Below are 22,141 nucleotides of genomic sequence, written 5' to 3'. Positions count from 1 at the left end.
AGATACATGTTTACATGGAAATCGAAAAAAGAAAAGTGTCCGGCCGAAGTACTGACACTGGAAATTATCGCTCCGGTAAGCGGTCAGGCCATTCCATTATACGATGTGCCGGATGAAACATTCGCAGGTGGTCATATGGGGAAGGGGTTAGCTATAGAACCTAGCGAGGGGAGAGTAATTGCCCCATTTGATGTGAGTGGAGCAAAAATCTCCGCATCCTCCAGAGCCGTTAAAATTCTTGAAAATATCGGCGGGCCATCCAACATCCGCAACATCGATGCTTGTATTACACGGCTACGGCTAATTGTAAATGATGAGAAAGCTGTCAAGGATGCTGCGCTGAAGCAGCTGGGAGCATCGGGTGTAATGAGACTAGGCCAAGGTGCGGTGCAAATCGTATTTGGTCCGCAATCGGAGCAAATTAAGGATGACATCAAGAAACTCCTGTAATAATAGGGTATTTCAAACGTCAATATCAAGATCAGATAGATCAAGCCACTAATGTAGTCTCAAAATAACATTTGCATTCCTTCAAGCTTCATCGTCATTTTTTCCATGATCGGATACAAACTAAGAACCCGCATAACCACAATGGTTATGCGGGTTCTTAGTAATTGCAGGATCGGGGATATTCTTAAAGTGAATCCGAACATTATCACTGATGGTTCTCTTCTTACGTTCCGTCACATGAGCATGAGTAGCAAAGGCGAATCATTTCGTTACAGACCTTGATTCCGATGAACATATGCTCCTGCGATGTTATCGCCGGATGTCGGGTTTAACGAATATTCGCTGTTACCAAGCTGATGCAGTGATTACCGGATGGGGTTTCGGTTTTGATGTCGTGGTTACTAGAATCCTTTTCGCTATTGAATCATACAAGAATAAAAAAAAGGGTCATCCGTAACGGATGGCCCTGAAATCTGCCATTACAGACAGTGCAGGGAGAAAAATAAATTAGTAAAGTTATAATAATTGCATTTAACTCTGATACAAAATCGTTTTGACGTTCGTCTTACTTATAGCTGCAGCTGATAAGGAGGATTTACACAATGGAATTTCCGGAATCTGAAATGTTTCGAACTATATTTTATGAACACTATCCGGTGGTGCGGCGGAAGTTGGCGGCGCTTGTACGGGATGAGTCGGCAGCAGACGATTTAGCCCAGGATGTGTTTCTCAGACTATACCGCAACCCGCCGGATGATCCGAATGCGCTGGGTGCTTGGCTTCATAGAGTGCTTACCCGGATCGGATATGACTATTTGAACAAAAAGGCGAGGGAGCGTAGGCTCCAGGATAAGCATGAGCTGTTGTTCAGCGCCGAGGCAGCTCCACCTTCCGGTGAAGAGACTGTACTCAGCAAGCTGGATCAGGAGGATGTCCGGACTTGGCTGGATGGTCTGCCCGAGAGAGACAGACAGGCGCTGCTATTGCGCTACTCGGGTTACAGCTATTCGGAGATTGCAGGGCAGCTTGGCATTAATCCTCCGGTTGTCGGAACACTGCTTAACCGGGCAACCCATAAGCTGAAACAGCAGGCGGTTAATTCATATCCTCAGACCGATTGATTCGTGTACGAAGCGAATCCAGGCAGTTAATGAACATCAAACTTTTAGGAGGAACCATCCAGTGACCAATCCTATGAAATATGATTCCGATAAACAAATTACGAACGAAGCTTGGGCGAAGCTGCAAAATAAACTTGCTGCAGAGCCAGTGAATCCGGTATGGGCATCATGGGGGCAGGATGTCAAAGAGATTAGCATAGATGAAGATCATGCGGCATCCATAGCAGAATCAAGTGATAGCAAGAAAGAGGTTCAGCCTTTAGTGAGTCCAGTGGACATCACGGGAGCACAGGTGAAAACCAATAGCCGGAAGCCACGACGGTTTACCATGAACCGCCGCCGGAAATGGGCAACTGCTGCAGCGGGCGTAGCCATATTTGCAGCCGTACTTGCCACTCCTATAGGAAATACGGCCATGGCCGCTATATTGGGTCAATTTAGAATGCAGGAAGTAACGGCTGTCAATGAAGATGATCTGCGGAATTTGTTCTATCAGGTCAGCGGAGAAGAAAATATGAATGAAGCTGTTAACAAATTCGGCTCATTCAGCTATTCATCCGGTAAGTTAAGCGGAATGGTGCCAGTGAATGCATTGCAGGATAAATTGGGCTACCCTGCGGTGACCGGTGGAGCTTTTGATAAGGTTACAAGCGTATATATAAACTCCTCACAGCAAATTACACTAACTCTGAAGGTGGATGAGGTAAATAAGGCGCTGACACGTCTTGGGGCGAAAGAGCTGTTGCCAGAATCCATTGACGGCAAGCCGCTCACACTATCGGTTCCAGAATCCGTAAGTTATGATTATTCTGTGGATGATCACTGGGCGAATCTGATACAGATGAATACACCTGTGGTGAATGTAGATCCTTCAATTAACGTGGAAGAGGCTGTGCGGGCTGTCATTGATTTCCCGCTTCTCCCGGATGAACTGAAGTCCAGTCTGCAGCAGAGCAGTATTCTGGCCGGAGACCTGCCTATGCCTGTGATCAAAGGGAATCCTTCCGAGCAGATTGAAGTGAACGGTATAAAGATTATCATGGAAACTATGAATTATGGAGATGGGCCTACTTATAGTGCTACATGGGTGAATAATGGGCAGCTATTCGACTTTTCCGGTGGTTCACTCTATCAGGACAAAGAGAAATTCATGAAGCAGCTCCAGGAGTTGATCACGCAATGAATCTACCCGCAATTCAAGCGCAATTACTGACCAAAGAATACAGTAACGGACGCGGCTGCAGAGATGTAACTATTACTGTTGAGAAAGGGGAAGCCTTCGGCTTCCTCGGTCCCAACGGTGCCGGTAAAAGCACCTTTGTTAAAATGCTGGCAGGCTTAATTCGTCCGACCAGTGGAAGTGCCGCTCTTTTCGGACATCCGATTGGAACTCTTGCAGCCAAGTCGAAGATAGGTTATCTGCCGGAACTTTACCGGTACCAGGAATGGTTGAGTGGAGAAGAGGTAGTTAGACTCCATGCCCGATTATGCAATATCGAAAAGTCTGTAGCAGACCGCAGAATACCAGAGCTGCTGAAGGAGGTAGGATTAGGACTGCGGGGCCGTGACCGAGTGAAGTATTACTCCAAGGGAATGCAGCAGAGGTTGGGGCTAGCCTGCGCACTTGTGAATGATCCGGAACTTGTTTTTTTGGATGAGCCGTCATCGGCTCTTGATCCAATCGGCAGAATGGAAGTGAGATCTATACTGGAAAGGCTAAAGCAGCGGGGTATCACCATTTTTCTCAACTCTCACCTACTTGAGGATGTTGAGGTGCTGTGCGACCGGATGGCGCTGCTGAATAACGGCGAGATCCTGCGGCACGGCAAAGTCTCAGAAGTAGTAAGCAAGCGAACAAGCTGGCATTTTAAAGTGGGCGGCTTTTCGCCTTTTTTGCTGTCATGGTTGAAGGATCATACGGGTTTGCAGATCAGTCAGGCAGTGGTGGACGGGAATCAGGATACCATCGAAGGAAGCACTGTGTGGCTGATGGCGGAAGTTGAGAGTGAAGAACAAGTGGGTTGGTTAAATTCACTGATGATTGAACAGGGTATGACCTTATATGAGGTTTCGCGTAAAAAAGAACGACTGGAAGAATGGTTCCTGGATGCTGTATCCGGGCTCAGCCATAGGGGGGAGCAGGAATGATGACCATACTGGGAATGACCTGGAAAGAACTGCTGCGGAAAAAAGTGATGCTCATGACTCTGGTTATGACTATTATCTTTCTGATCGCGTTCTGGTTCGTTGCAGCTATTGTCGGGAGCAGCGAATCTGGAAGAGCAACCAGCATTATGAATGGGAGAAGTCTGATTGAAAGCTTTACGACAGGCACTTTTATTTTGACCATGGGGTTTTTCTTCGGGGCTTTTGTGATTGCCTTTCTGGCTATTTTTAGTTCTTTCTCCTCCATTTCAGGAGAAGCGGAACAGGGGATCATGCAAGCATTACTCCCTCGCCCATTGCCGCGGTGGAAATGGTATCTGGGGCGCTGGCTTGGGTATGTCACCTTAGGAATTCTCTATGCTTTTCTTTTGTTTGCAGCGATTCTGCTGATAGCAGGTGCACATGCTTCTATCCCAAGAGACGACGATGCGCTTATAAAGGCTTTTCTACTCTTTGCTTCTCTAGTACCGTTGCTAATCAGCTTATCCATGCTTGGGTCGGGTTTATTCTCGGCACTTGGCAACGGGGTTTTCATGACCATGCTCTATGGAGCAGGCTGGCTTGGAGGGATGATCGATAAATTGAGCAGTTCGCTAGGCTTGAAAGAAGAAGCGATCCATACACTGCATAATCTCACGGGGATCATGTCTCTTCTCATGCCTGCAGACGGACTGCAACAAAAAATGACAGCAGAGCTTTTCAGCCTGAAGGATTTGGGAGGGATGGTTAATATGAATACAAGCTCCTTTCCACTATTAGACTTGAATTCCGTTCCTTCGGATTCATTTGTGGTGTATGCCGTTCTGTATACGGTTGTGGTGTTTGCGATAGGACTGCTGCGGTTTCAGCACAAGGATTTGTAACCTGTACTTTCACTACTGATACAACAAATAGCGCCTTGATGGATTCCTGGGATGGAACCGTCAAGGCGCTATTTAGGCTGCAGACCGGACATCACTTGTTTGCACCGATCTCGATCCAATCGGTAGACCAGTTGCCAATTTCACCAAGGATCGGAGCCAGTGCCGTTCCTTTACTGGTCAGCGAGTATTCAATCCGTACCGGCATTTCGGGATAGACTGTACGCTGAATGATGCCCTCGTTCTCCATTTCTTTCAAGCGGTCGGATAGTACTTTGCCGCTCAGGTTGGAGAGACAGCTCTCAATTTCACCAAATCGGCGGGGACCTTTCATTAGAACGAATACTATTAGCGCAACCCAGCGTTTGCTAAGCATATCTACCGCTTTTTCAAAGCGTGGACACATTTCGAAATTATCCATAATGTTCACCTCGCATTCATTATATCATAAACTTACTATAAGTAATTATTAATATTTATATATATATTATAACTTGACGAAGTTATATTACAATGATAAACTAACTTACAAATAGTTACTTGACTTAAAGGGTTGGAATTAATTTATAATATTAAAATTTAGACTATGAGCTTAGGACGGTGCAATCATGATCAAACCAGATATCTTATCTATACTACAGAATAAAATCAAACGGATAACCATGGATGATTCTACTAATATACTCGTTGGCCCCATTACACTGCCGGTGAATCTGGACGGGGAGACCGTTACCTTCAAATGGTACAGCTGGCTGAAAGCTACGGATGAAGAACTGCAGGGCGGCGACAGTAAAGAAGCAACGGAACTGCTGATCTCCCGGTTGTCCTCCATGAATCTTGCCGAAGGGCAACAGTCGAGCGTGCTGGTGTATGGAGACTTTGAAGATTCGGATGAAGCATTGATCCGGATGCACAGCATCTGCCATACGGGGGATATCTTTGGCAGCAAACGCTGCGATTGCGGTTTCCAGCTCCGCACGTCGATGAAGATGATCGCGCAGCACGGTTCTGGCGCCTTATTCTACCTGGCTAATCATGAAGGAAGAGGGATTGGTTTGTTCAGCAAGGCTATGGCATATATTCTCCAGGAAGAAGGATATGATACTGTAGAAGCCAATCTGGAGCTGGGCTTTGCCGATGATTCCAGAGACTACAGAGATGCGATCAGCGTCCTGCAGCATCTGCGCAGCAAACCGGTTACCCTGATTACGAACAATCCGAAGAAGATGGAAGCTCTTAAGGCAGCCGGGATGAATACCGGGAAGAGAGTTCCTCTATGGGGCGACGTATCTGTATTTAATGAAAAATATCTGCGCACGAAAGTGGCCCGTTCCGGCCATCTGGAGGCGGTACCGAACGCTGATTTTTTTGATGGACGAGTAGCCAAATAATTCAGAAATGTTATAATGGGGTACTGAACCTAATCCTTAACTTAGTGAGGTACAATATGAATGCAATTCAAGTGCAGGACTTACGCAAAACCTTCAAAGTCCAAAAAAACCGCGAGGGCCTCAAAGGGGCCTTCGCTGATTTGTTTAAGCGGGAATATTCCGAAGTTACAGCTGTAAAGGACATTTCCTTCTCCATTCCCCAGGGCGAGATCTGCGGCTATATTGGCGAGAATGGTGCAGGGAAATCCACGACGATCAAAATGCTCACCGGCATTCTTGTGCCAACCTCGGGTAGCCTTTCTGTTGGAGGGTTTATCCCTTATGAGGAACGGGAGAAATTTGTGCGTAATATCGGTGTTGTGTTCGGACAGCGCAGCCAGCTGTGGTGGGATATTGGTGTGATTGAATCCTTCCAGTTACTCCGCAAGGTATATCGTGTACCTGAGCTCGATTTTAAGAAAAGGCTGGATGAGCTGGTGGAGCGGCTGGAACTGCAGGATCTGCTGAGCCGTCCGGTCCGCAAACTTAGTCTGGGGCAGCGGATGCGGTGTGAGCTGGTTGCAGCACTCCTCCATAATCCGTCAATTCTGTTCCTGGATGAGCCTACAATCGGACTGGATATCGTGGTAAAGTCGGAAATCCGCCAGTTCTTGAAGGATATGAACCGTGAACATGGAACAACGATTCTGCTCACCACGCATGATCTTCAAGATATTGAAGCGCTTTGTTCACGGGTGATTATGCTGGACGATGGACGAATCATTTATGACGGCGGGCTGGAAGAGCTGAAACAGCGCTGGGGTACAGGCCGTGAGGTTCAGTTCCAGTTCGGAGTTGCAACAAAACTTGAGCAGCTTAAGCAGTGGACAGAGGATATGCCGGTGACCTGGTCATCTGAGAATGATCTGGGTGCCAAGGTATGGATTCCGCTGGAGTTGAACGTTTCGGATGTACTTGGACGAGTTGTGGGTCAAGCAGATATTACGGATATCAAAATCATTGAAACCAATACGGATGATATTGTCCGCAGCATTTATCAATCAGGTTCGGCCGAGAAACCGGAAGAGAAGATTCTTGCGCTGAAGGATGAGAAAGAGGTCATCCATGTCTGAACAGCTTAAAGCTGCAGCAGCCACTTCTTCTGCCGGAGGCTCTTCCGCTGGCGGTCCCGAGGAAAAGGGATGGAGATTGCTGCTGGGTGCTTATTTTGATTTTATACGCATCAGGTTTTTAACCATGCTCGCTTACCGTGTCAATTATTATTCAGGTATTCTGATCTATACACTCAATATTGGAGTGAACTATTTCACCTGGAGAGCTATCTATGGGGATGGGGAATCCCTGGGCGGGTTTACTGGTGCACAGATGACGACGTATGTTGCGGTTTCCTGGATGGCGAGGGCCTTTTATTTTAACAACCTGGACCGGGAGATTTCTACCGATATCAGGGATGGAAGTATCGCAATCCAGTTCATCCGGCCTTATAACTACGTGCTGGTCAAAATGATGCAGGGACTTGGCGAAGGCATGTTCCGCTTTATGATGCTGATGATCCCGGGTATGGTGATTGCCATCCTGCTCTTCCCGGTGCACTTACCAACAGAGCCTTCGGCTTGGGTTGGTTTTCTGGTCATGCTCTTTTTCAGCTTCCTAATCAGTTCACAGATCAATATTATAACGGGTCTATCGGCGTTCTTCGTCGAGAATAATGAGGGCATGATGCGGATGAAGCGTGTCGTGGTTGACCTATTCTCCGGCTTGATCGTTCCAATCACCCTGTTCCCGGACTGGCTGTCCTCTATCCTTAAAGTTTTACCCTTTCAAGCCATTACTTACCTGCCGGGTTCTGTATTTACTGGGCGGGTTCAAGGGGTGGGCATTTGGAATGTGCTGGGGATCCAGGTGATCTGGTTCGTGGTACTACTGATTCCAATTGTCTGGCTATACCACGCGTCGCGTCAGCGGCTGTTCGTGCAGGGAGGGTGAGTGAAGTTGTATTACTTGGATTTATTAGTGGAATACATCAAAAACTATATGAAGACACGTCTGACCTACCGCGCCGATTTTTGGGTGGAAGTGGTGTCAGACCTGCTGTTTCAAGCGACCAACTTTATTTTCATTCTGGTCATCTTTATGCATACCAATAGTCTGGGTGGTTGGAGCCAGAATGAAGTAGTGTTCGTATACGGCTTCTTTATGGTGCCTTTTGGAGTCTTCAGCTGTTTTGTGAATATGTGGGGCTTCAGTGAGCGCTATATCGTAAAAGGGGAAATGGATCGCATTCTGACCCGTCCGGCGCATAACCTGTTCCAGATTTTCCTGGAGAATGTGGACCCTCCGGCACTGGTTGGCTCTTTCATCGGTCTAATCATCATGGCGATCAGCGGCAGTAATCTGGGTCTGCCCTTTGAATGGTGGACGATACCTATGATTATTGTACTGACGCTTAGTGCGGTTGCGATTTACACCGGCATATACACGACTTTGACCTCACTGTCGTTCTATTCGGATGCTCCCACCGGTATTCTGCCGCTGATGTACAATATTCAGACTTATGGCCGTTATCCGGTTACGATCTATAACCGTGCGATTCAGGTACTGCTGACTTGGATTATCCCGTTTGCTTTTGTCGGCGTATATCCGGCGGCGCTGTTCCTGCACCGTGAGGAGATGCAGAGTATGGCGCTGTTGACTCCGGTGGTAGGGGCTGTGTTCCTGGGGATCGGAATTGTGTCCTGGAATTATGGGGTCAAAAAGTATAAAGGAGCCGGCTCATAAGGCAGGTCCCTCACGGAAAGGATGAAAGACAGACTCGCGCGTTAATCGCCGGTCTGTTTTTTCTTTTGCCGCTAAGACGCCCACCGGAAGTTCCAAAAGTAATATAAGATGTTATATAAATCTCTTTTCACATAAGGCGAGATTCCTCATAATGAACACATTGATATTTATCCGGAGGAGTGGGGAATTGAAAATGTATGCTATCGGTGTGGATCTAGGCGGAACTAATATTAAAGCAGCCCTATTTGATGACGGATTCACGGCAGTTGGAGAAATATCCATACCCACTGAAGCTGCAAAAGGACCGGCACATGTGCTCACGCGTATTCGGCTGGCTGTACAGATGCTGACCGAGGAGAAGGGAATTGGAATTCAGCATATTGCCTGCATGGGTATGGGGATTCCCGGGCTGCTTGATCCTGAAGAAGGGTTGTCCCTGTTTTCTCCCAATTTTCCAGGATGGGAACACGTACATATCGTCAATGAGATGAGACCGTTTTATGATTTTCCTGTATTTATCGATAATGATGTCAGGGTAAATCTGTATGGTGAATGGCAGTATGGAGCAGCTAGAAGGTATAAGAATGTAGTTCTGCTTACTCTCGGAACGGGACTCGGTTCGGGAATTGTAAGCGGGGGTAAGGTGGTGTACGGGACCTCATTCAGTGCAGGGGAGATCGGACATATGAATATGTTCAGGCAGGGCCGTCCCTGCCGCTGCGGAAGCTCTGGCTGTCTTGGAAGATATGTATCGGCAACGGGCATGGTGAACACCTTCAAAGAAAAGCTGGTACAAGGCAGACAAAGTATTATTCAAACCTGGATATGCGGTGACCTTGAAAAGATAACGGCGCTTATGATATCGGAAGCTTATGATCTGGATGATGCTGTAGCGGTGGAAGTCATGCATGAGACCGGCGTATTGCTAGGCTATGGACTATCCAACGTAATTAATCTGCTGAATCCGGAAGTGATTGTTATCGGTGGCGGGATGTCTGCGGCCGGGGACCGGCTGCTGTGCAGCGTCCGAGAGACCGTGAAAGAGCACGCCCTGAAGCTGTCCGGCAGCCGATGCAGCATTGTTCAGGCAGAGCTGGGCGGCCGGGCAGGCACGCTGGGTGCTGCGGCATATGCTTACCGGAGGCTGATAGGTGAAGAAATAGGGGAAGCTGACGAGTGAATCTCTGAATGATGTATCTGTTGCTGTAGCATGCTATGCTGTAGTCAAAATACGATTAGCAGGAGGCCTGTGATGAAAAGAGAGATACAGAACGTACCTTTTGGCTATGAGCCGCCGGCTGCAGAACGTAAAGGAACCCTGGTGTTCTATGATTCCTTTGAACATATTACGGATCAGGAGCTGGAGCAGGCTGCCCGCACCGCATCTGAACGTAAGTTCAGCAAGCTGGTACTGTATCCGCTGCATGAAGAAACGGTAAGACGGATGAGCAAGGAGCCGGTAAAGTCCTTTTATAAACGGGAAGACCGCCTGCATGAATGGAAAAGAGAACAAGGCCGCTCCAACATTACCGTGGAGAGTCTGGAAGGCAAGCGGAAGAAGTATACTCCGCTGGACACAGCGCTACGGCATATCAGTGAGATATATCCTTCGCCTTATTTTCTCTATTTGACACCTGAAACGGCTAACCAATTTGCTTCGTATTCTTCTTTTGAGGAGTGGATCGTTAAGCTGAGGCTGATTCTGTCTGCTGCTCCCGGTAATCTTCACCCGCGTCTGGAAAAGTACCGGCACCGCTGGGATGTCGCCGGGGAAGAGCAGAGGGACTAGGGGCTACTAGAACCCTTTCAGCGGATCATGGAAGGAGGAGGTTGTGTTGGCAGATGGGTACAGCTTTAATGTTAGTCTGCAGCCTGAGGAAGTTCTGATTATGGTGAAAGAGGGAATGCCCGTTAGTTCAGAGCTGTTGTATGAAGAGCATAATGAGTTGGGCGATGGTTATTCGATTGGAACGATGATCTATGAGCGATATTTCTTCCGTTCAGGCAATCAGGCCGCGCTGGTCATTATATTCGATAATCTGCAGGGAGTAACGAATGTACGGCTCATCGCGGCAGGGGCCTCGAAAGGAATAGTCATGAAATTGGATTGGGGGGCAGGCCAAAGCTTTGCTTCCTCCGTTGAAAAGCTATTATCTGATTACATTCTGGAGTGAATCTAGTGTTTACTGAATGTTTCCTTGCTTGCGTCTGTAGGTGTACATTCTCCATTGATAATGGATGAAGCAGCCAATGCAGAAACCAAGGATAGCCACAGTGGCAGCCACTGCGACCATGGCTGTGAAGATGTAGGCGGCAGCCGTCCAGCCAATAAGGAAGCTGAGCAGCCCGGCGCTAAGGAAGAAGACAGCAATACCTTGGTTGAATTGCTGTTGATCCGGGTCCTCAAGCACATAAGCGGAACGTTCCTTACTCAGGAACCGGGAAGCCAGCTTGAGGACCGGGTTATATCTGAAGATCAATCCGGATAATCCAGCGGCAAGCGGAAGTGCGAGAATCCAGGGCTGGGCTGTAATCCAGCTTACCAATACCGACAATACAATAAACGTCTGATTGGTTTGGACAAGAGGGCGTGGGATACCTTTTGTTATAGCATTTCCTTTCATTTAATTCACACCTTTCGCATGGGATTAATGAAATTATAACGTATTAAATCTCATGCAGCAATTAAAGTTTAGAAAATAAAATTTTAATAATTAAATGTTGACATTTCATACCGATTTGTGGTCTTATTATGTAGACCGATTGTTATAAAAGTAAAGGAAGTGTCCCGCTTGTCCAACAAGCCCAATGCACGTGAAGCGATTGTGGATACTGCTTCACGACTATTTTTCACACAAGGCTATCATGCTACGGGTTTGAGTCAGATTATCAAGGACAGTGACTCGCCCAAGGGATCGCTGTATTATTATTTCCCGCATGGCAAAGAGGAACTGGCTTTAACCTGTATCAACAAAACCAGTGAGTATGTTGTAAGACAGCTGAAGCAATATGTGGAGAAGGAAACTTCGGTTACAAAGGCTGTTCAGGAGTTCATTCGTCAGATGATCAAGGATGCGGAAGAGTCTGATTACAAAGGCATGGTGCCCTTCAGCTTCTGGGTAGCTGTGGAAACATCCTGCATCAGCGAGGAGCTGAGAACTGCGTGCCAGTCTGTATTCGAGGATTGGCAGGACGTTATTCTGCAGCGTTTGCTTGAAGAGGGAGTAGATGCTCAGCTCGCAGCAGATAAGGCTTCAGTGGTGGTCTCGTTGTTTGAGGGCGCGCTGCTGCAGACCTTGACCTGTCATAGTACAGGGCCGCTACTTGCCGCCGCCAAATTGGTTCCCGTATTGCTTAGCTAGGCAAGAAGAAAGTAAACAGATAGAGAGAACAATCTTTTATTATCAGGAGGATTATAGAGTGGAAGCCACCAAAACTGGAAAGAATCAAACCGAAGTAACAAAATTTAAGACCTTGCCGATTCTAGTCTCCTTGCTGCTTGCAGGATTTATTGGCATGTTCAGTGAGACCGCCCTTAATGTTGCGTTAAGCGACCTGATGAAAGTTCTGGACATTACCCCTACGACGGCACAATGGCTGACTACAGCTTATCTGTTGACACTGGGTATTCTCGTACCGATATCCGGGTTGCTGCTGCAATGGTTCTCTACCAGACAATTGTTCGTCGCCGCATTGTGTTTTTCGATCCTGGGAACTTTCCTGGCCGCAATGTCGCCGAATTTTGAATTTTTGCTTACAGCCCGTGTTGTTCAGGCGATGGGAACTGCACTGCTCTTGCCGCTGATGTTCAACACCATTCTGGTCGTTATCCCCGCTGAAAAAAGAGGTGCAGCGATGGGACTCATCGGACTTGTTATCATGGTCGCTCCGGCTATAGGGCCTACGATTGCAGGTCTGCTGATTGAAAGTCTGAGCTGGAACTGGATTTTTTGGCTGTCATTACCTTTTCTGGTTATAGCGCTAATTAGCGGTATTCTGTTCATGCAGAACGTTACCGAGGTAACCAAGCCGAAGATTGATATCCTATCCATTGTACTCTCATCTGTAGGGTTTGGCGGAGTGGTATTCGGATTCAGCAGCGCCGGGGAAGCTGAGGGTTGGGGAAGTCCGAAAGTCATTATTGCTATCGCGATTGGTGTGGCTGCACTTGTTCTGTTTGTAATCCGTCAACTTACGATGAAGCAGCCGATGATCAATCTCCGGGCATTCAAATTCCCGATGTTTGTCGTAGGTCTGCTGATGGTCTTCATCTGTATGATGGTGATTCTGTCCTCCATGCTGATTCTTCCGATGTACCTCCAGCAGGGACAAGGATATTCGGCTTTCAAAGCCGGGTTGCTGTTGTTGCCAGGCGGTCTGATCAACGGTCTGATGTCGCCGATTATGGGACGGCTGTTTGACAAATACGGTCCGAAATGGCTGGTCATTCCTGGTTTGGTTATTGTCGCAGTATCGTTGTGGTTTTTCTCCAGCATCACCGCCACTTCGACCGTGGTGTTCGTTATCGTGCTGCATAGCGCGCTAATGATAGGGGTGTCCATGGTGTTCATGCCTGCCCAGACCAATGGTATCAACCAATTGCCTATGGAACTGTATCCGGATGGGACAGCTATCATGAATACCTTGCAACAGGTAGCTGGTGCAATTGGTACGGCACTCGCAGTTAGCATCATGACTGCAGGGACCAAAAGCTATATTGAAGCTGCCAGCAATCCTGCCGATCCGGCCAATATTTTGCCAGCCTTTACACAAGGTGTACAGAATGCCTTCGTGTTCGGAATGTCCATGGCGATTATCGGTCTGTTGATTGCATTCTTCCTCAAGAGAGTCATCGTACAGCATAAAACACAGGTTTCGATGCATTAATCACATAGAGCTGTGAAATCGTTGTTAGGAGACACATCTGTTATTCAGGTGTGTCTTTTGGCATTTGTAACTTTTCATGGACAGAGGGGAATAGAATAAAATATAATACATGGAAATATAATGTATATTAATCTGGCTGAGGGGAGCGGGCTATGAGAACCGTCAAGGAAGTATTCAAAAGCAATACGAAAATTCTGATTCTCTCTCTTATGCTCGCAGTCAGTGTGGAGGGTGCGTTTCTGTTTCATGGAGACCTTGCTTCCGCTAGGAATATCGTAACTGCAGAACCGGGACAGAGTGCGGGTACTGATGCCAACCGAAAGATTCAAGGGCAAAAGCTAAACAACCTGCCTGAGGGGTTCGTCTATCTGGATGAAGTTATTCCTACCGCGCAATATGAAATACGTTATTATAGTGAGAATAATTTCACAGGATCTCGTGTTGAGGGATACAAGGCACCGCTGGCCATCTTTTCAAGAGTGGGGGCTAAAGCGTTAAAGGCAGTCAGCGAAGATCTGGCCCGGAAAGGCTATCTCTTAAGAATCTATGATGCTTACCGCCCGCAAAAAGCAGTGGATGATTTTGTATTCTGGTCAAAGGATGCCTCTGACATTAAAATGAAGCAGCAGTATTATCCTAAGCTGGACAAGCGAAATCTCTTCAAGCTGGGCTTTATCGCTGATAAATCCGGGCACTCTCGTGGCAGCACGGTTGATTTGACACTAGCCTATGCCAAGACAGGCACTATAGTGGATATGGGCAGTCCGTATGATTTTTTTGGAGAAATATCGTATTACAATACTTCACTTATCAGCACAGTGCAGCATGCTAACCGTAAAATCCTCAAGGATGCGATGGCAAAGCAGGGTTTCAAACCGTACAGTAAAGAGTGGTGGCATTTTACACTGATCAAGGAGCCTTTTCCCGCACAATATTTCAATTTCGATGTAGAGTAGAAGCGGAATAAACTTATGCTTCCAATCGATCATATGAATGTTATAAAATCTAAGCAAAAGGGTAATGTTTAATGTAGGTTCTCTTCCTTAGCCTTGCAAAGATATGTAATCTAATACAGGAGAGGTGGAATCGATGTGTTGAACAAAATCGCAGCCGTAACCCTCAGTATTCTGTTATTTGCAGGCGGGTTAGGGCTATTCGTGCCTCAGCGCGCACAAGCCGCAGACCCCATTAAAGTCGTTCTGAATGGACAGCTTCTACAACTGGAAGAGTCAAGTGCATACAAGAGCGGATCGGCCGTCATGATTCCACTAAGGGAGACAGCTGAAGCGCTTAAATACCATACTACTTACAAAGGCAGTACCGGACAGGTTCAGTTAGCGCGGATTAATGAGACTGTTGATTTCAAGCTCAGCGGTGATGAAGTGCTGCTTAACGGGAAAGACAAGGTTCCCTTTCAGGAGCGGATTGAAGTCAGACAAAAACGAATCTTTGTTCCTTTGTCTTTTTTTAATGCAATAGGGCTTATTGCCGCCTATGATGATAACACTGGGCAAGTCGAAATTTATGCTCCAGAAGTTGCTGCAGGAGCTGTTACCGGTCTGCTGGCGGCAGGCAGGTATCAGGAGCTTCAGGATCGTTACTTAAGCAGTACTGTTGCAGAGCAAGCATTCTTGCCGGTGATCCAGCGGAGCTGGGAGGCAGTTGCGACACCATCTGGTAATTATTTTGGCATAAAAACTACAGAGAGCCAGTGGATTGATGGAGTGATGACAATCCGGAGTGTGCTGCTCTTCTCGAAGTCAGAAGCATTGCTCACTTTAACTGTAGACAAAACAGGAAAGATTACAACACTGACCTTGGCACCGGTGGCTGCAAATGCGGCTGCGGCTCTTACAGTGAAGTAACCCGTATATGCAAGAAGGCGACCCATCCCTTAGTTGGTGGAGGTTCGCCTTTTTTTATTTCAAGAAACTATTGACAGAAGGCCATATAGGGAGTAAATTAACTCTTGTTAAACGCCGTTTAAAACACTGATCAGACAAGTGGACGGGGAAGGAGAACATACTCACACCTATGACTAGAACCCATAACATAACAGAACCTTCAGACAAGGATACGAAGCAGACGATACTTGAAGCAACAGTGGAACTGATCCGGGCAGAAGGGTTTGGTTGTGCCACCATGCGTAAAATAGCCGCCAAAGCAGAGACGAATCTGGCGCTTGTTAATTATCATTACGGCTCCAAGGAGAAACTGCTGGCTGATGCGGTAAGAATGCTGCTTGCTACATTTGATGGCGCCTTTGAAGTTCTGGAGGATGATACTTTGCCCCCAAGGGAACGTCTTAAGCTGTTTTTTACACGATACATTGAAGAACTCAAGCGCTATCCTGGATTGGCCAGACAAATGCTTGATCAGAGACATCATATCATGAGTTCCCTGGATGAATATTCCCGTTATTGTAAAATGATGCGGCTGGAAAAGATTTTGCAGGCGATTCAGGAAATCACCGGAGAAGAGGACAAAAATAAGCTGATGATGATGCAGCTTCAGATATACGGAGCAGTGGTCTTTCCAGTTATTATGGTTGCGAGCCTGCCTGGGGACAATACGGATTTCATGCCGGTCTTTAATCCTCCGCCCCTTGAGGAGCAGATCGACGCGTTATTCGAACGTTTTTTTCATTAATACTATACAAATAGAGAAATGAGTGGAAAATGAATGCCGAATTCAATGAATGCGAAAGTTGCTTCTGCTGAGCAGCCTTTCTCACTAAGAGCCATACTGCCGCCGCTGCTGGCCATTATCGTAGGGATGATCATGGTTATCCTTGACGGTACAGTAGTCAATGTAGCTGTACCCAAGCTGGTGGAATATTTCAGTACTGATCTCAAAACCGTACAATGGGCAATAACAGGATATACTCTTGCCCTGGCTGCAGTCATCCCGCTTGCCGGTTATATGACGGACCGGTTCGGTTCGAAGCAGGTATTTGTGTCAACGGTCGCCATGTTCGTGCTGGGATCTATGCTATGTTCATTAGCGCAAACTTCAAGTCAATTGGTGCTTTTCCGTGTCATTCAAGGTCTGGGCGGGGGTATGGTTGCCCCAATCGGGATGGCGATGGTCTTCAGACTGGCTCCACCGGAACGAAGAGGATCTATCATGGGTCTGCTAGGTATTCCGATGCTGCTGGCTCCAGCGCTTGGTCCTATATTGTCTGGATGGCTGGTGGAATATGTGAGCTGGCACTGGATCTTTCTGATCAACTTGCCAATTGGCATCGTTGGAATCATTCTCGGGATTAAATATTTGCCCAAAACAGAAAAGAAGGGCAAAGCCCATCTCGACATTCTGGGAATTATTCTGGCTCCGGTAGCCTTCTCCATGCTAGCTTACGGTGTGAACCAGGGCGGCGCCGAAAGCTGGTCCTCTACAGGTGCGATTGTAGGTTTGTCTGTGGGTGGTGTTGCACTGGTGTTGTTTGTTATCGTAGAGCTGCTTCATAAGCATCCGCTGCTGGAACTGCGTGTATTCCGCTCATCCGACTTCACCCGGGGGATTATTCTCAGCTGGGTGACACAGGCTGCATTGTTCGGCTCCATGCTGTTCGTACCGCTATATCTGCAGCAGATTCGTAATTTTACACCGCTGGAAACCGGTTTGATCCTGCTTCCGCAAGCTCTTGCTTCCGGGATCGGTATGCCGCTGGGTGGACGTCTGTTTGACAAGATTGGTGCACGTCCATTGGTGTTTATCGGTCTAAGTATTATTTCAACCGCACTCTTTATGCTATCGGGTGTGACTGTAGATACTAGCCTGCCGTTTATTATGTCTTGCCTGGCGATGATGGGTCTTGGCATGGGTCTGTCGATGATGCCGGTCAACACACATGTGCTGAACTCGGCACCGCGTGAATGGGTGAACCGGGTAACGCCGCTTACCGCCGCTGCCCAGCAAGTTGTGGTATCCTTTGCCGTGGCTGGAATGACCGGTTACCTGACCAGTCAAATTACAGTTCATATGGGTAAAATGGCCGCAGGCGCAAATCCTCTATCCGCCATGGTACTCGGATTCAATGATGTGTTCTTCTTCTCAGCCTGCATTGCTGTGGCAGGTGTAGTAATCAGCCTGATTCTCCGCAAGCCGAAAGTTGGCGCTGCCCCGGCTTCGCCGGAAGCTGAAGCTGTTGATCCTGCAATGATGATGGGACACTAAGCAAAATTGTTCAGATTAGTGTTAAGTTAGTACAAAAAGCCGCTGCAGCTTGTTGCTGAGCGGCTTTTTGCTGTTAAGTGCTGTTGTTGATTCAGACTGAACTTATTATAGATTGGCCCGCCGTTTCCTGTGCAGCTTGTAGGTAGAAGGAGCGAAGTGTGCTTTACTAAGCAATTCTGAGGCGATGATCCCCAGTAGCACAAGCGCCGCACCGGTGTAACCTTGCATCGACAGCTGTTCTCCGGCGAACCAATAACCGAATAGAGCAGCGAATACGGGCTCCATCGAGAAGATCAATCCCGTACGGGTAGGTGTCGTGTATTTCTGGGCTACAGGTTGAAGTATAAATCCACAGGCGCTGCAAAAGATGCCAAGTGCCAGGATCGCAATCCAACCGGATAGAGAAGAGGGTAGAGCAGGCGTCTCGAATAAGAATGACAAGATCAGTGCGAAACCTCCGGCGAAACCAAGTTGCAGAATACCAATATTCAGACTGTCGCAGGTCTTAACCGCTTTACCTGTTACCAGAATCTGCACAGCGTAGAATACAGCGGATAGAATACAGAGAACATCGCCAGGTCGCATGTGTAGAGAAGAATTCAAGGTGAGGAGTCCGATTCCGGTAATCGCCAGAATAGCTCCAAAGATTTGGGGAGGAGCGATTTTTTTCCTGAATACGAGCACATCAATCATCGGCACAAAAATAACAGTCAATGCGACAAGAAAACCGGCATTAGAAGTGGTCGTAGTCTTCAAACCAAAGGTGATACAGGTAAACACACCAAGAAGCAGAAATCCTAGCAGTGCACCATACTTCAGCGTTGTTGCATCTATGGCTTTGAACCGTTTGTGAAATAGGATCGCTGCCAGAATAAAAGCAAGTCCAAAACGTAAAGCAATCAGATTGAATTCCCCGAGCGACCCTAGTCCCATCTTCATGAACATATAGGAGGAGCCCCAGAACATGGTTACTATAAAGAGCATCAGCTCAGCCTTGAGCGGCTTCATTCAATCATCATCCTTCATCATTTCATGTAGCAAGCCACTATAGTATAATATGGTGGATTGCATAAGTTAACTGAATGTTTATCATACAATACATGAGAATTACTAATGTATACCCGGAGGTGACAACCAGTTGAGTATTAGCAAGTATGAAGTATTCCTTAAGGTTGTGGAGCTGGGCAGCCTGACCCGGGCCGCAGAGGTGATGGGCTTCACCCAGTCCGGCATCAGTCATACGATCTCCAGCCTGGAGATGGAATTTGGTTTCGCTCTGCTCGTCAGAAACCGTTCCGGGGTGAAACTGACAGTCAACGGTGAGCAGGTGATGCAGCCAATCCGTGAAATGATCAAGTGGAACGAGCAGTTGAAGCAGCAGGTTGCTGACATTCATGGACTCGAGACAGGAACGATTACTATTGGTACCTTTACAAGTGTTTCTGTACACTGGCTGCCGGGAATGATCAAGCAGTTCCGCAAAGAGTACCCCTATATCGAATTTAAGCTGATGGAAGGCGGTTATCTGGAAATTGAGCAGTGGATTGAAGCTGGAATGGTCGACTGCGGATTCATCTCGCTACCTACCCGGGAGAGATTCGAGGTTATTCCACTCCAGCAGGACAGAATGCTGGCGATTCTTCCCAAGGATCACCCCCTGAGCGGGGCACCCTATATGCCGCTTGCACAGATCGCTTATGAGGATTTCATTATTCCGAAGGCAGGTTCGGACTATGATGTCAGACGTGTGCTGGACAAGGCGGCAATTAAGCCAAATATCAAATTCTCGGCCGGAGATGATTACGCCATTATAGCTATGGTTGAAAACGGACTGGGTATCAGCATACTGCCGGAGCTTGTCATTCAGCGCCAAAATCATAACGTAGCTATGCTGGAGCTTGAAGAGCGCAGCTTCCGTTCACTGGGTATCGCCGTGCATTCACTGAAGTATGCTTCTCCGGCGACCAAGCGGTTCTTGAAACATGTTCAGTCCTGGTTACAATAAACCGACTAATCGAATTACGGATTTGGTGATTGACGCCAACCGTGCTCTGTGAGAAAATGTACGCGTGTACATTTGGATAGACTTCATGAAAGGATGATTGCTATAGCAAGCCGCAAAGAGGTTGCCGAGCGTGCCGGTGTTTCAGAAGCGACGGTCTCCCGTGTGCTGAACAATGTCGGTCCGCTGAAGGAGAAGACCAAGGAACGTGTGATTGCAGCAGCACGTGAATTGGGCTATACGCCAAGCTCACTTGCCCGCAGCTTTGCCCGCAGGCGCAGCGGGAATCTGGGTGTAGTCATGCCTTATCTGCCCAAAGCCCGGCTGTTCTCCGCTTACTACTTCTCCGAAATTCTAAGCGGAATCGGGAGCCGGGCAAGAGAAGAGGGCTATGATCTGCTGATGATCTTCCGTGATGCCGATGAGCCGCTGGATTATTGTGGGCTTTTCCGGATGCGCAAGGTAGATGCCTGCATAGTGCTGGGTGCCAAAGAGGAGGCTGGAGAGCTGGAAGCACTCCGGCAGCTGAAGAAGGAGGGGCATCCCTACTGCCTGATTAACCAGCATTATGAAGGCGAATCCTTCCATGAGGTGGATGCCGACCACGTCGAAGGCTGCCAGCTTGCGGTGAAGCATCTGCTGCAGCAAGGCTTCACACGTATAGGTTTCCTAAATGGTCCTCAGGCATATTCAAACAGCCGTGACCGGCTGGAAGGGTATTTACGGGCGCTGCAGCAGGAGGGGATTCAGGCGGACCCCTCGCTTATGTTCGAAGGGAATTTCAGCAGAAGAAGCGGAATGGCTGCCGCGAAGGCCATATGGGCTCAGCTTGAGCATATCGATGCAGTGGCAGTAGCTAATGATCGGATGGCCATTGGACTACAGCAAGGCCTGCGGGAATTAGGGGTTACCATAGACCGGATGCCTGCGATCGTCGGATATGACGATTCGGATGCCGCCGAGCTCACATCCCCGGCCCTCAGCAGCGTCCGGGTCCCTTTTTATCAGCTGGGGGAAATTGCTGCAGCTAAAGTACTTGAACTTCAGGAGAGCGGAGGCGTGGATCTCGGGAATAGCATGATCCGCGTGAAGCTTCCAACCAAGCTTGTTGTTCGTGATTCATCATTAAGATCAGGAGGGATTCAATGAAACAGCTTCGCATCGGAATGATTGGATACAAGTTTATGGGCAAGGCCCACAGCAACGCCTACCGCAGTCTGCCGATGTTCTTCCCCAAGGCTCTAAAGCCGGAGATGTCTGTACTATGCGGACGGAATGCCGGGGCACTGAAGGAAGCTGCTGAGCAGCTAGGCTGGCAAGAGACTGTAACGGATTGGAGAGAACTTGTTAGCCGTGACGATATTGATTGGATCGATATCAACGCCCCCAGTGATGCTCACAAAGAGATTGCGCTGGCTGCTGCGAAAGCAGGCAAGCATATCTTTTGCGAGAAGCCTCTGGCACTGACGCTTGCGGATTCCCGTGAAATGCTGAAGGCGGCTGAGGCAGCCGGCGTTATGCATATGGTGGGCTTCAATTACCGGTTTTCACCGGCTGTGCGGCTGGCCAAACGGCTGGTAGAAAGCGGACGGCTGGGCCAAATTTATCATTTCCGCGCATGGTTTCTGCAAGACTGGATTCTGGATCCCGAATTCCCGCTGGTATGGAGGCTGCAAAAGGAGATTGCTGGTTCGGGTTCGCATGGCGATCTCGGGGCCCATCTGATCGATCTTGCTCATTATCTGGTTGGGGATTTGAAAGAGGTTATCGGAATGAGCGAGACCTTTATCAAGGAACGGCCATTGGCGGCAGAAATGACAGGTCTTAGTGCCAAAGCAAGTGCGGGTGCCCCAAGAGGTCCTGTTACTGTAGATGATGCTACGTTGTTCCTGGCGCGTTTTGCAAACGGTGCCATAGGCAGCTTTGAGGCTACACGCTTTGCTGCTGGACACCGCTCTACCAATTCCTTTGAGATCAACGGCAGTCTCGGAAGTGTGAAATTTGATTTTGAACGGATGAATGAACTGGAAGTGTATCTGACCTCTGACGAGGAGGATGTGCAAGGATTCCGGCGGATTCTCGCCACCGATCCGGCTCATGATTATGCGGAGGCCTGGTGGCCGCCGGGTCATACCATTGGTTTTGAACATACATTTATTCACGAATTTCTGGAGTTGTCTTCAGCGGTAGCCGAAGGCCGACAGCCTGTGCCGAATTTTCATGATGGGGTGAAATGCCAGGCGGTACTGGAAGCAGTGGAGCGTTCGGTGCAGGAACGGCGATGGGTAGAACTGTCCGAAATGTAAG

24 protein-coding genes are annotated in these 22,141 nt (G+C 48.1%); 21 read left to right on the top strand and 3 right to left on the bottom strand.

Going from position 1 to position 22,141, the window contains the following annotated elements:
• Window positions 1-6 precede the first annotated feature (6 nt).
• From ACAN54_RS04045 to ACAN54_RS04025, 5 genes are all read left to right on the top strand, one after another.
• Window positions 7-450 (top strand): glucose PTS transporter subunit EIIB, encoded by a 444-nt coding sequence (locus tag ACAN54_RS04045; RefSeq protein WP_379152812.1) that lies wholly within the window; start codon window positions 7-9, stop codon window positions 448-450.
• A 602-nt stretch (window positions 451-1,052) separates the two neighbouring features.
• Window positions 1,053-1,571, top strand: a complete 519-nt coding sequence (locus tag ACAN54_RS04040) for a sigma-70 family RNA polymerase sigma factor (protein WP_379152810.1) — start codon at window positions 1,053-1,055, stop codon at window positions 1,569-1,571.
• 61 nt (window positions 1,572-1,632) lie between these two features.
• A complete protein-coding gene (locus ACAN54_RS04035; protein ID WP_379152808.1) occupies window positions 1,633-2,754 on the top strand; it encodes a hypothetical protein in 1,122 nt (373 codons plus the stop codon).
• Window positions 2,751-3,719, top strand: a complete 969-nt coding sequence (locus tag ACAN54_RS04030) for an ABC transporter ATP-binding protein (RefSeq protein ID WP_379152806.1) — start codon at window positions 2,751-2,753, stop codon at window positions 3,717-3,719. The genes ACAN54_RS04035 and ACAN54_RS04030 overlap by 4 nt, the downstream gene beginning before the upstream one ends.
• Window positions 3,716-4,600 carry an ABC transporter permease subunit gene (locus ACAN54_RS04025; protein WP_379152804.1) on the top strand — a complete coding sequence of 295 codons (885 nt, stop codon included), beginning with the start codon at window positions 3,716-3,718 and terminating at the stop codon, window positions 4,598-4,600. Before ACAN54_RS04030 ends, ACAN54_RS04025 begins: the two co-directional genes overlap by 4 nt.
• A gap of 91 nt (window positions 4,601-4,691) precedes the next feature.
• Here ACAN54_RS04025 and catR read toward each other — a convergent pair whose 3' ends face one another.
• Complete coding sequence (gene catR / locus ACAN54_RS04020; protein ID WP_379152802.1) at window positions 4,692-5,018, bottom strand: catDE operon transcriptional regulator CatR; 327 nt, start codon at window positions 5,016-5,018, stop codon at window positions 4,692-4,694.
• A gap of 187 nt (window positions 5,019-5,205) precedes the next feature.
• Between catR and ACAN54_RS04015 the strand changes: the two genes are divergently transcribed.
• The 7 genes from ACAN54_RS04015 (at window position 5,206) to ACAN54_RS03985 (ending at window position 10,940) form a co-directional block, all read left to right on the top strand.
• Complete coding sequence (locus ACAN54_RS04015) at window positions 5,206-5,988, top strand: GTP cyclohydrolase II (protein WP_379152800.1); 783 nt, start codon at window positions 5,206-5,208, stop codon at window positions 5,986-5,988.
• 56 nt (window positions 5,989-6,044) lie between these two features.
• Entirely contained in the window at window positions 6,045-7,100 is a 1,056-nt protein-coding gene (locus ACAN54_RS04010) for an ABC transporter ATP-binding protein (RefSeq protein WP_379152798.1), read from the top strand.
• Window positions 7,101-7,179: 79 nt separating this feature from the next.
• Complete coding sequence (locus tag ACAN54_RS04005) at window positions 7,180-7,974, top strand: ABC transporter permease (protein ID WP_379154165.1); 795 nt, start codon at window positions 7,180-7,182, stop codon at window positions 7,972-7,974.
• A gap of 48 nt (window positions 7,975-8,022) precedes the next feature.
• On the top strand, window positions 8,023-8,766 hold the full coding sequence (locus ACAN54_RS04000; protein ID WP_379154163.1) for an ABC transporter permease: 744 nt from the start codon (window positions 8,023-8,025) through the stop codon (window positions 8,764-8,766).
• A gap of 193 nt (window positions 8,767-8,959) precedes the next feature.
• Window positions 8,960-9,946 (top strand): ROK family protein, encoded by a 987-nt coding sequence (locus ACAN54_RS03995; RefSeq protein ID WP_379154161.1) that lies wholly within the window; start codon window positions 8,960-8,962, stop codon window positions 9,944-9,946.
• Between the two features lie 72 nt (window positions 9,947-10,018).
• Entirely contained in the window at window positions 10,019-10,555 is a 537-nt protein-coding gene (locus ACAN54_RS03990) for a hypothetical protein (protein WP_379152796.1), read from the top strand.
• A gap of 46 nt (window positions 10,556-10,601) precedes the next feature.
• Window positions 10,602-10,940, top strand: coding sequence for a DUF6054 family protein (locus ACAN54_RS03985; protein ID WP_379152794.1), 339 nt, complete (start codon window positions 10,602-10,604; stop codon window positions 10,938-10,940).
• Window positions 10,941-10,949: 9 nt separating this feature from the next.
• On the opposite strand, the gene ACAN54_RS03980 is transcribed toward ACAN54_RS03985, so the two are convergent.
• A complete protein-coding gene (locus tag ACAN54_RS03980) occupies window positions 10,950-11,390 on the bottom strand; it encodes a DUF4395 domain-containing protein (RefSeq protein WP_379152792.1) in 441 nt (146 codons plus the stop codon).
• Between the two features lie 168 nt (window positions 11,391-11,558).
• Here ACAN54_RS03980 and ACAN54_RS03975 point away from each other — a divergent pair, with 168 nt between their 5' ends.
• From ACAN54_RS03975 to ACAN54_RS03950, 6 genes are all read left to right on the top strand, one after another.
• Entirely contained in the window at window positions 11,559-12,128 is a 570-nt protein-coding gene (locus ACAN54_RS03975) for a TetR/AcrR family transcriptional regulator (protein WP_379152790.1), read from the top strand.
• A 58-nt stretch (window positions 12,129-12,186) separates the two neighbouring features.
• Window positions 12,187-13,653 (top strand): DHA2 family efflux MFS transporter permease subunit, encoded by a 1,467-nt coding sequence (locus ACAN54_RS03970; RefSeq protein WP_379152788.1) that lies wholly within the window; start codon window positions 12,187-12,189, stop codon window positions 13,651-13,653.
• A 152-nt stretch (window positions 13,654-13,805) separates the two neighbouring features.
• On the top strand, window positions 13,806-14,609 hold the full coding sequence (locus ACAN54_RS03965; RefSeq protein ID WP_379152786.1) for a M15 family metallopeptidase: 804 nt from the start codon (window positions 13,806-13,808) through the stop codon (window positions 14,607-14,609).
• Between the two features lie 138 nt (window positions 14,610-14,747).
• Complete coding sequence (locus tag ACAN54_RS03960; protein WP_379152784.1) at window positions 14,748-15,518, top strand: stalk domain-containing protein; 771 nt, start codon at window positions 14,748-14,750, stop codon at window positions 15,516-15,518.
• Between the two features lie 169 nt (window positions 15,519-15,687).
• On the top strand, window positions 15,688-16,302 hold the full coding sequence (locus ACAN54_RS03955) for a TetR/AcrR family transcriptional regulator (RefSeq protein ID WP_379152782.1): 615 nt from the start codon (window positions 15,688-15,690) through the stop codon (window positions 16,300-16,302).
• A 45-nt stretch (window positions 16,303-16,347) separates the two neighbouring features.
• The gene (locus tag ACAN54_RS03950; RefSeq protein ID WP_379152780.1) at window positions 16,348-17,832 is read left to right on the top strand and encodes a DHA2 family efflux MFS transporter permease subunit; all 1,485 of its coding nucleotides are present in this window, start codon (window positions 16,348-16,350) and stop codon (window positions 17,830-17,832) included.
• A 105-nt stretch (window positions 17,833-17,937) separates the two neighbouring features.
• Here ACAN54_RS03950 and ACAN54_RS03945 read toward each other — a convergent pair whose 3' ends face one another.
• On the bottom strand, window positions 17,938-18,840 hold the full coding sequence (locus ACAN54_RS03945) for a DMT family transporter (RefSeq protein ID WP_379152778.1): 903 nt from the start codon (window positions 18,838-18,840) through the stop codon (window positions 17,938-17,940).
• Between the two features lie 130 nt (window positions 18,841-18,970).
• Here ACAN54_RS03945 and ACAN54_RS03940 point away from each other — a divergent pair, with 130 nt between their 5' ends.
• The 3 genes from ACAN54_RS03940 (at window position 18,971) to ACAN54_RS03930 (ending at window position 22,140) form a co-directional block, all read left to right on the top strand.
• Entirely contained in the window at window positions 18,971-19,837 is an 867-nt protein-coding gene (locus tag ACAN54_RS03940; protein ID WP_379152776.1) for a LysR family transcriptional regulator, read from the top strand.
• 93 nt (window positions 19,838-19,930) lie between these two features.
• Window positions 19,931-20,983, top strand: a complete 1,053-nt coding sequence (locus ACAN54_RS03935; RefSeq protein ID WP_379154159.1) for a LacI family DNA-binding transcriptional regulator — start codon at window positions 19,931-19,933, stop codon at window positions 20,981-20,983.
• The gene (locus ACAN54_RS03930) at window positions 20,980-22,140 is read left to right on the top strand and encodes a Gfo/Idh/MocA family protein (protein WP_379152773.1); all 1,161 of its coding nucleotides are present in this window, start codon (window positions 20,980-20,982) and stop codon (window positions 22,138-22,140) included. Before ACAN54_RS03935 ends, ACAN54_RS03930 begins: the two co-directional genes overlap by 4 nt.
• Window position 22,141 lies beyond the last annotated feature (1 nt).

It is taken from the genome of Paenibacillus diazotrophicus (assembly GCF_042610465.1).
The sequence above is the reverse complement of the archived record's forward strand: the minus strand, read 5'-3'. Positions and strand labels throughout refer to the sequence as shown.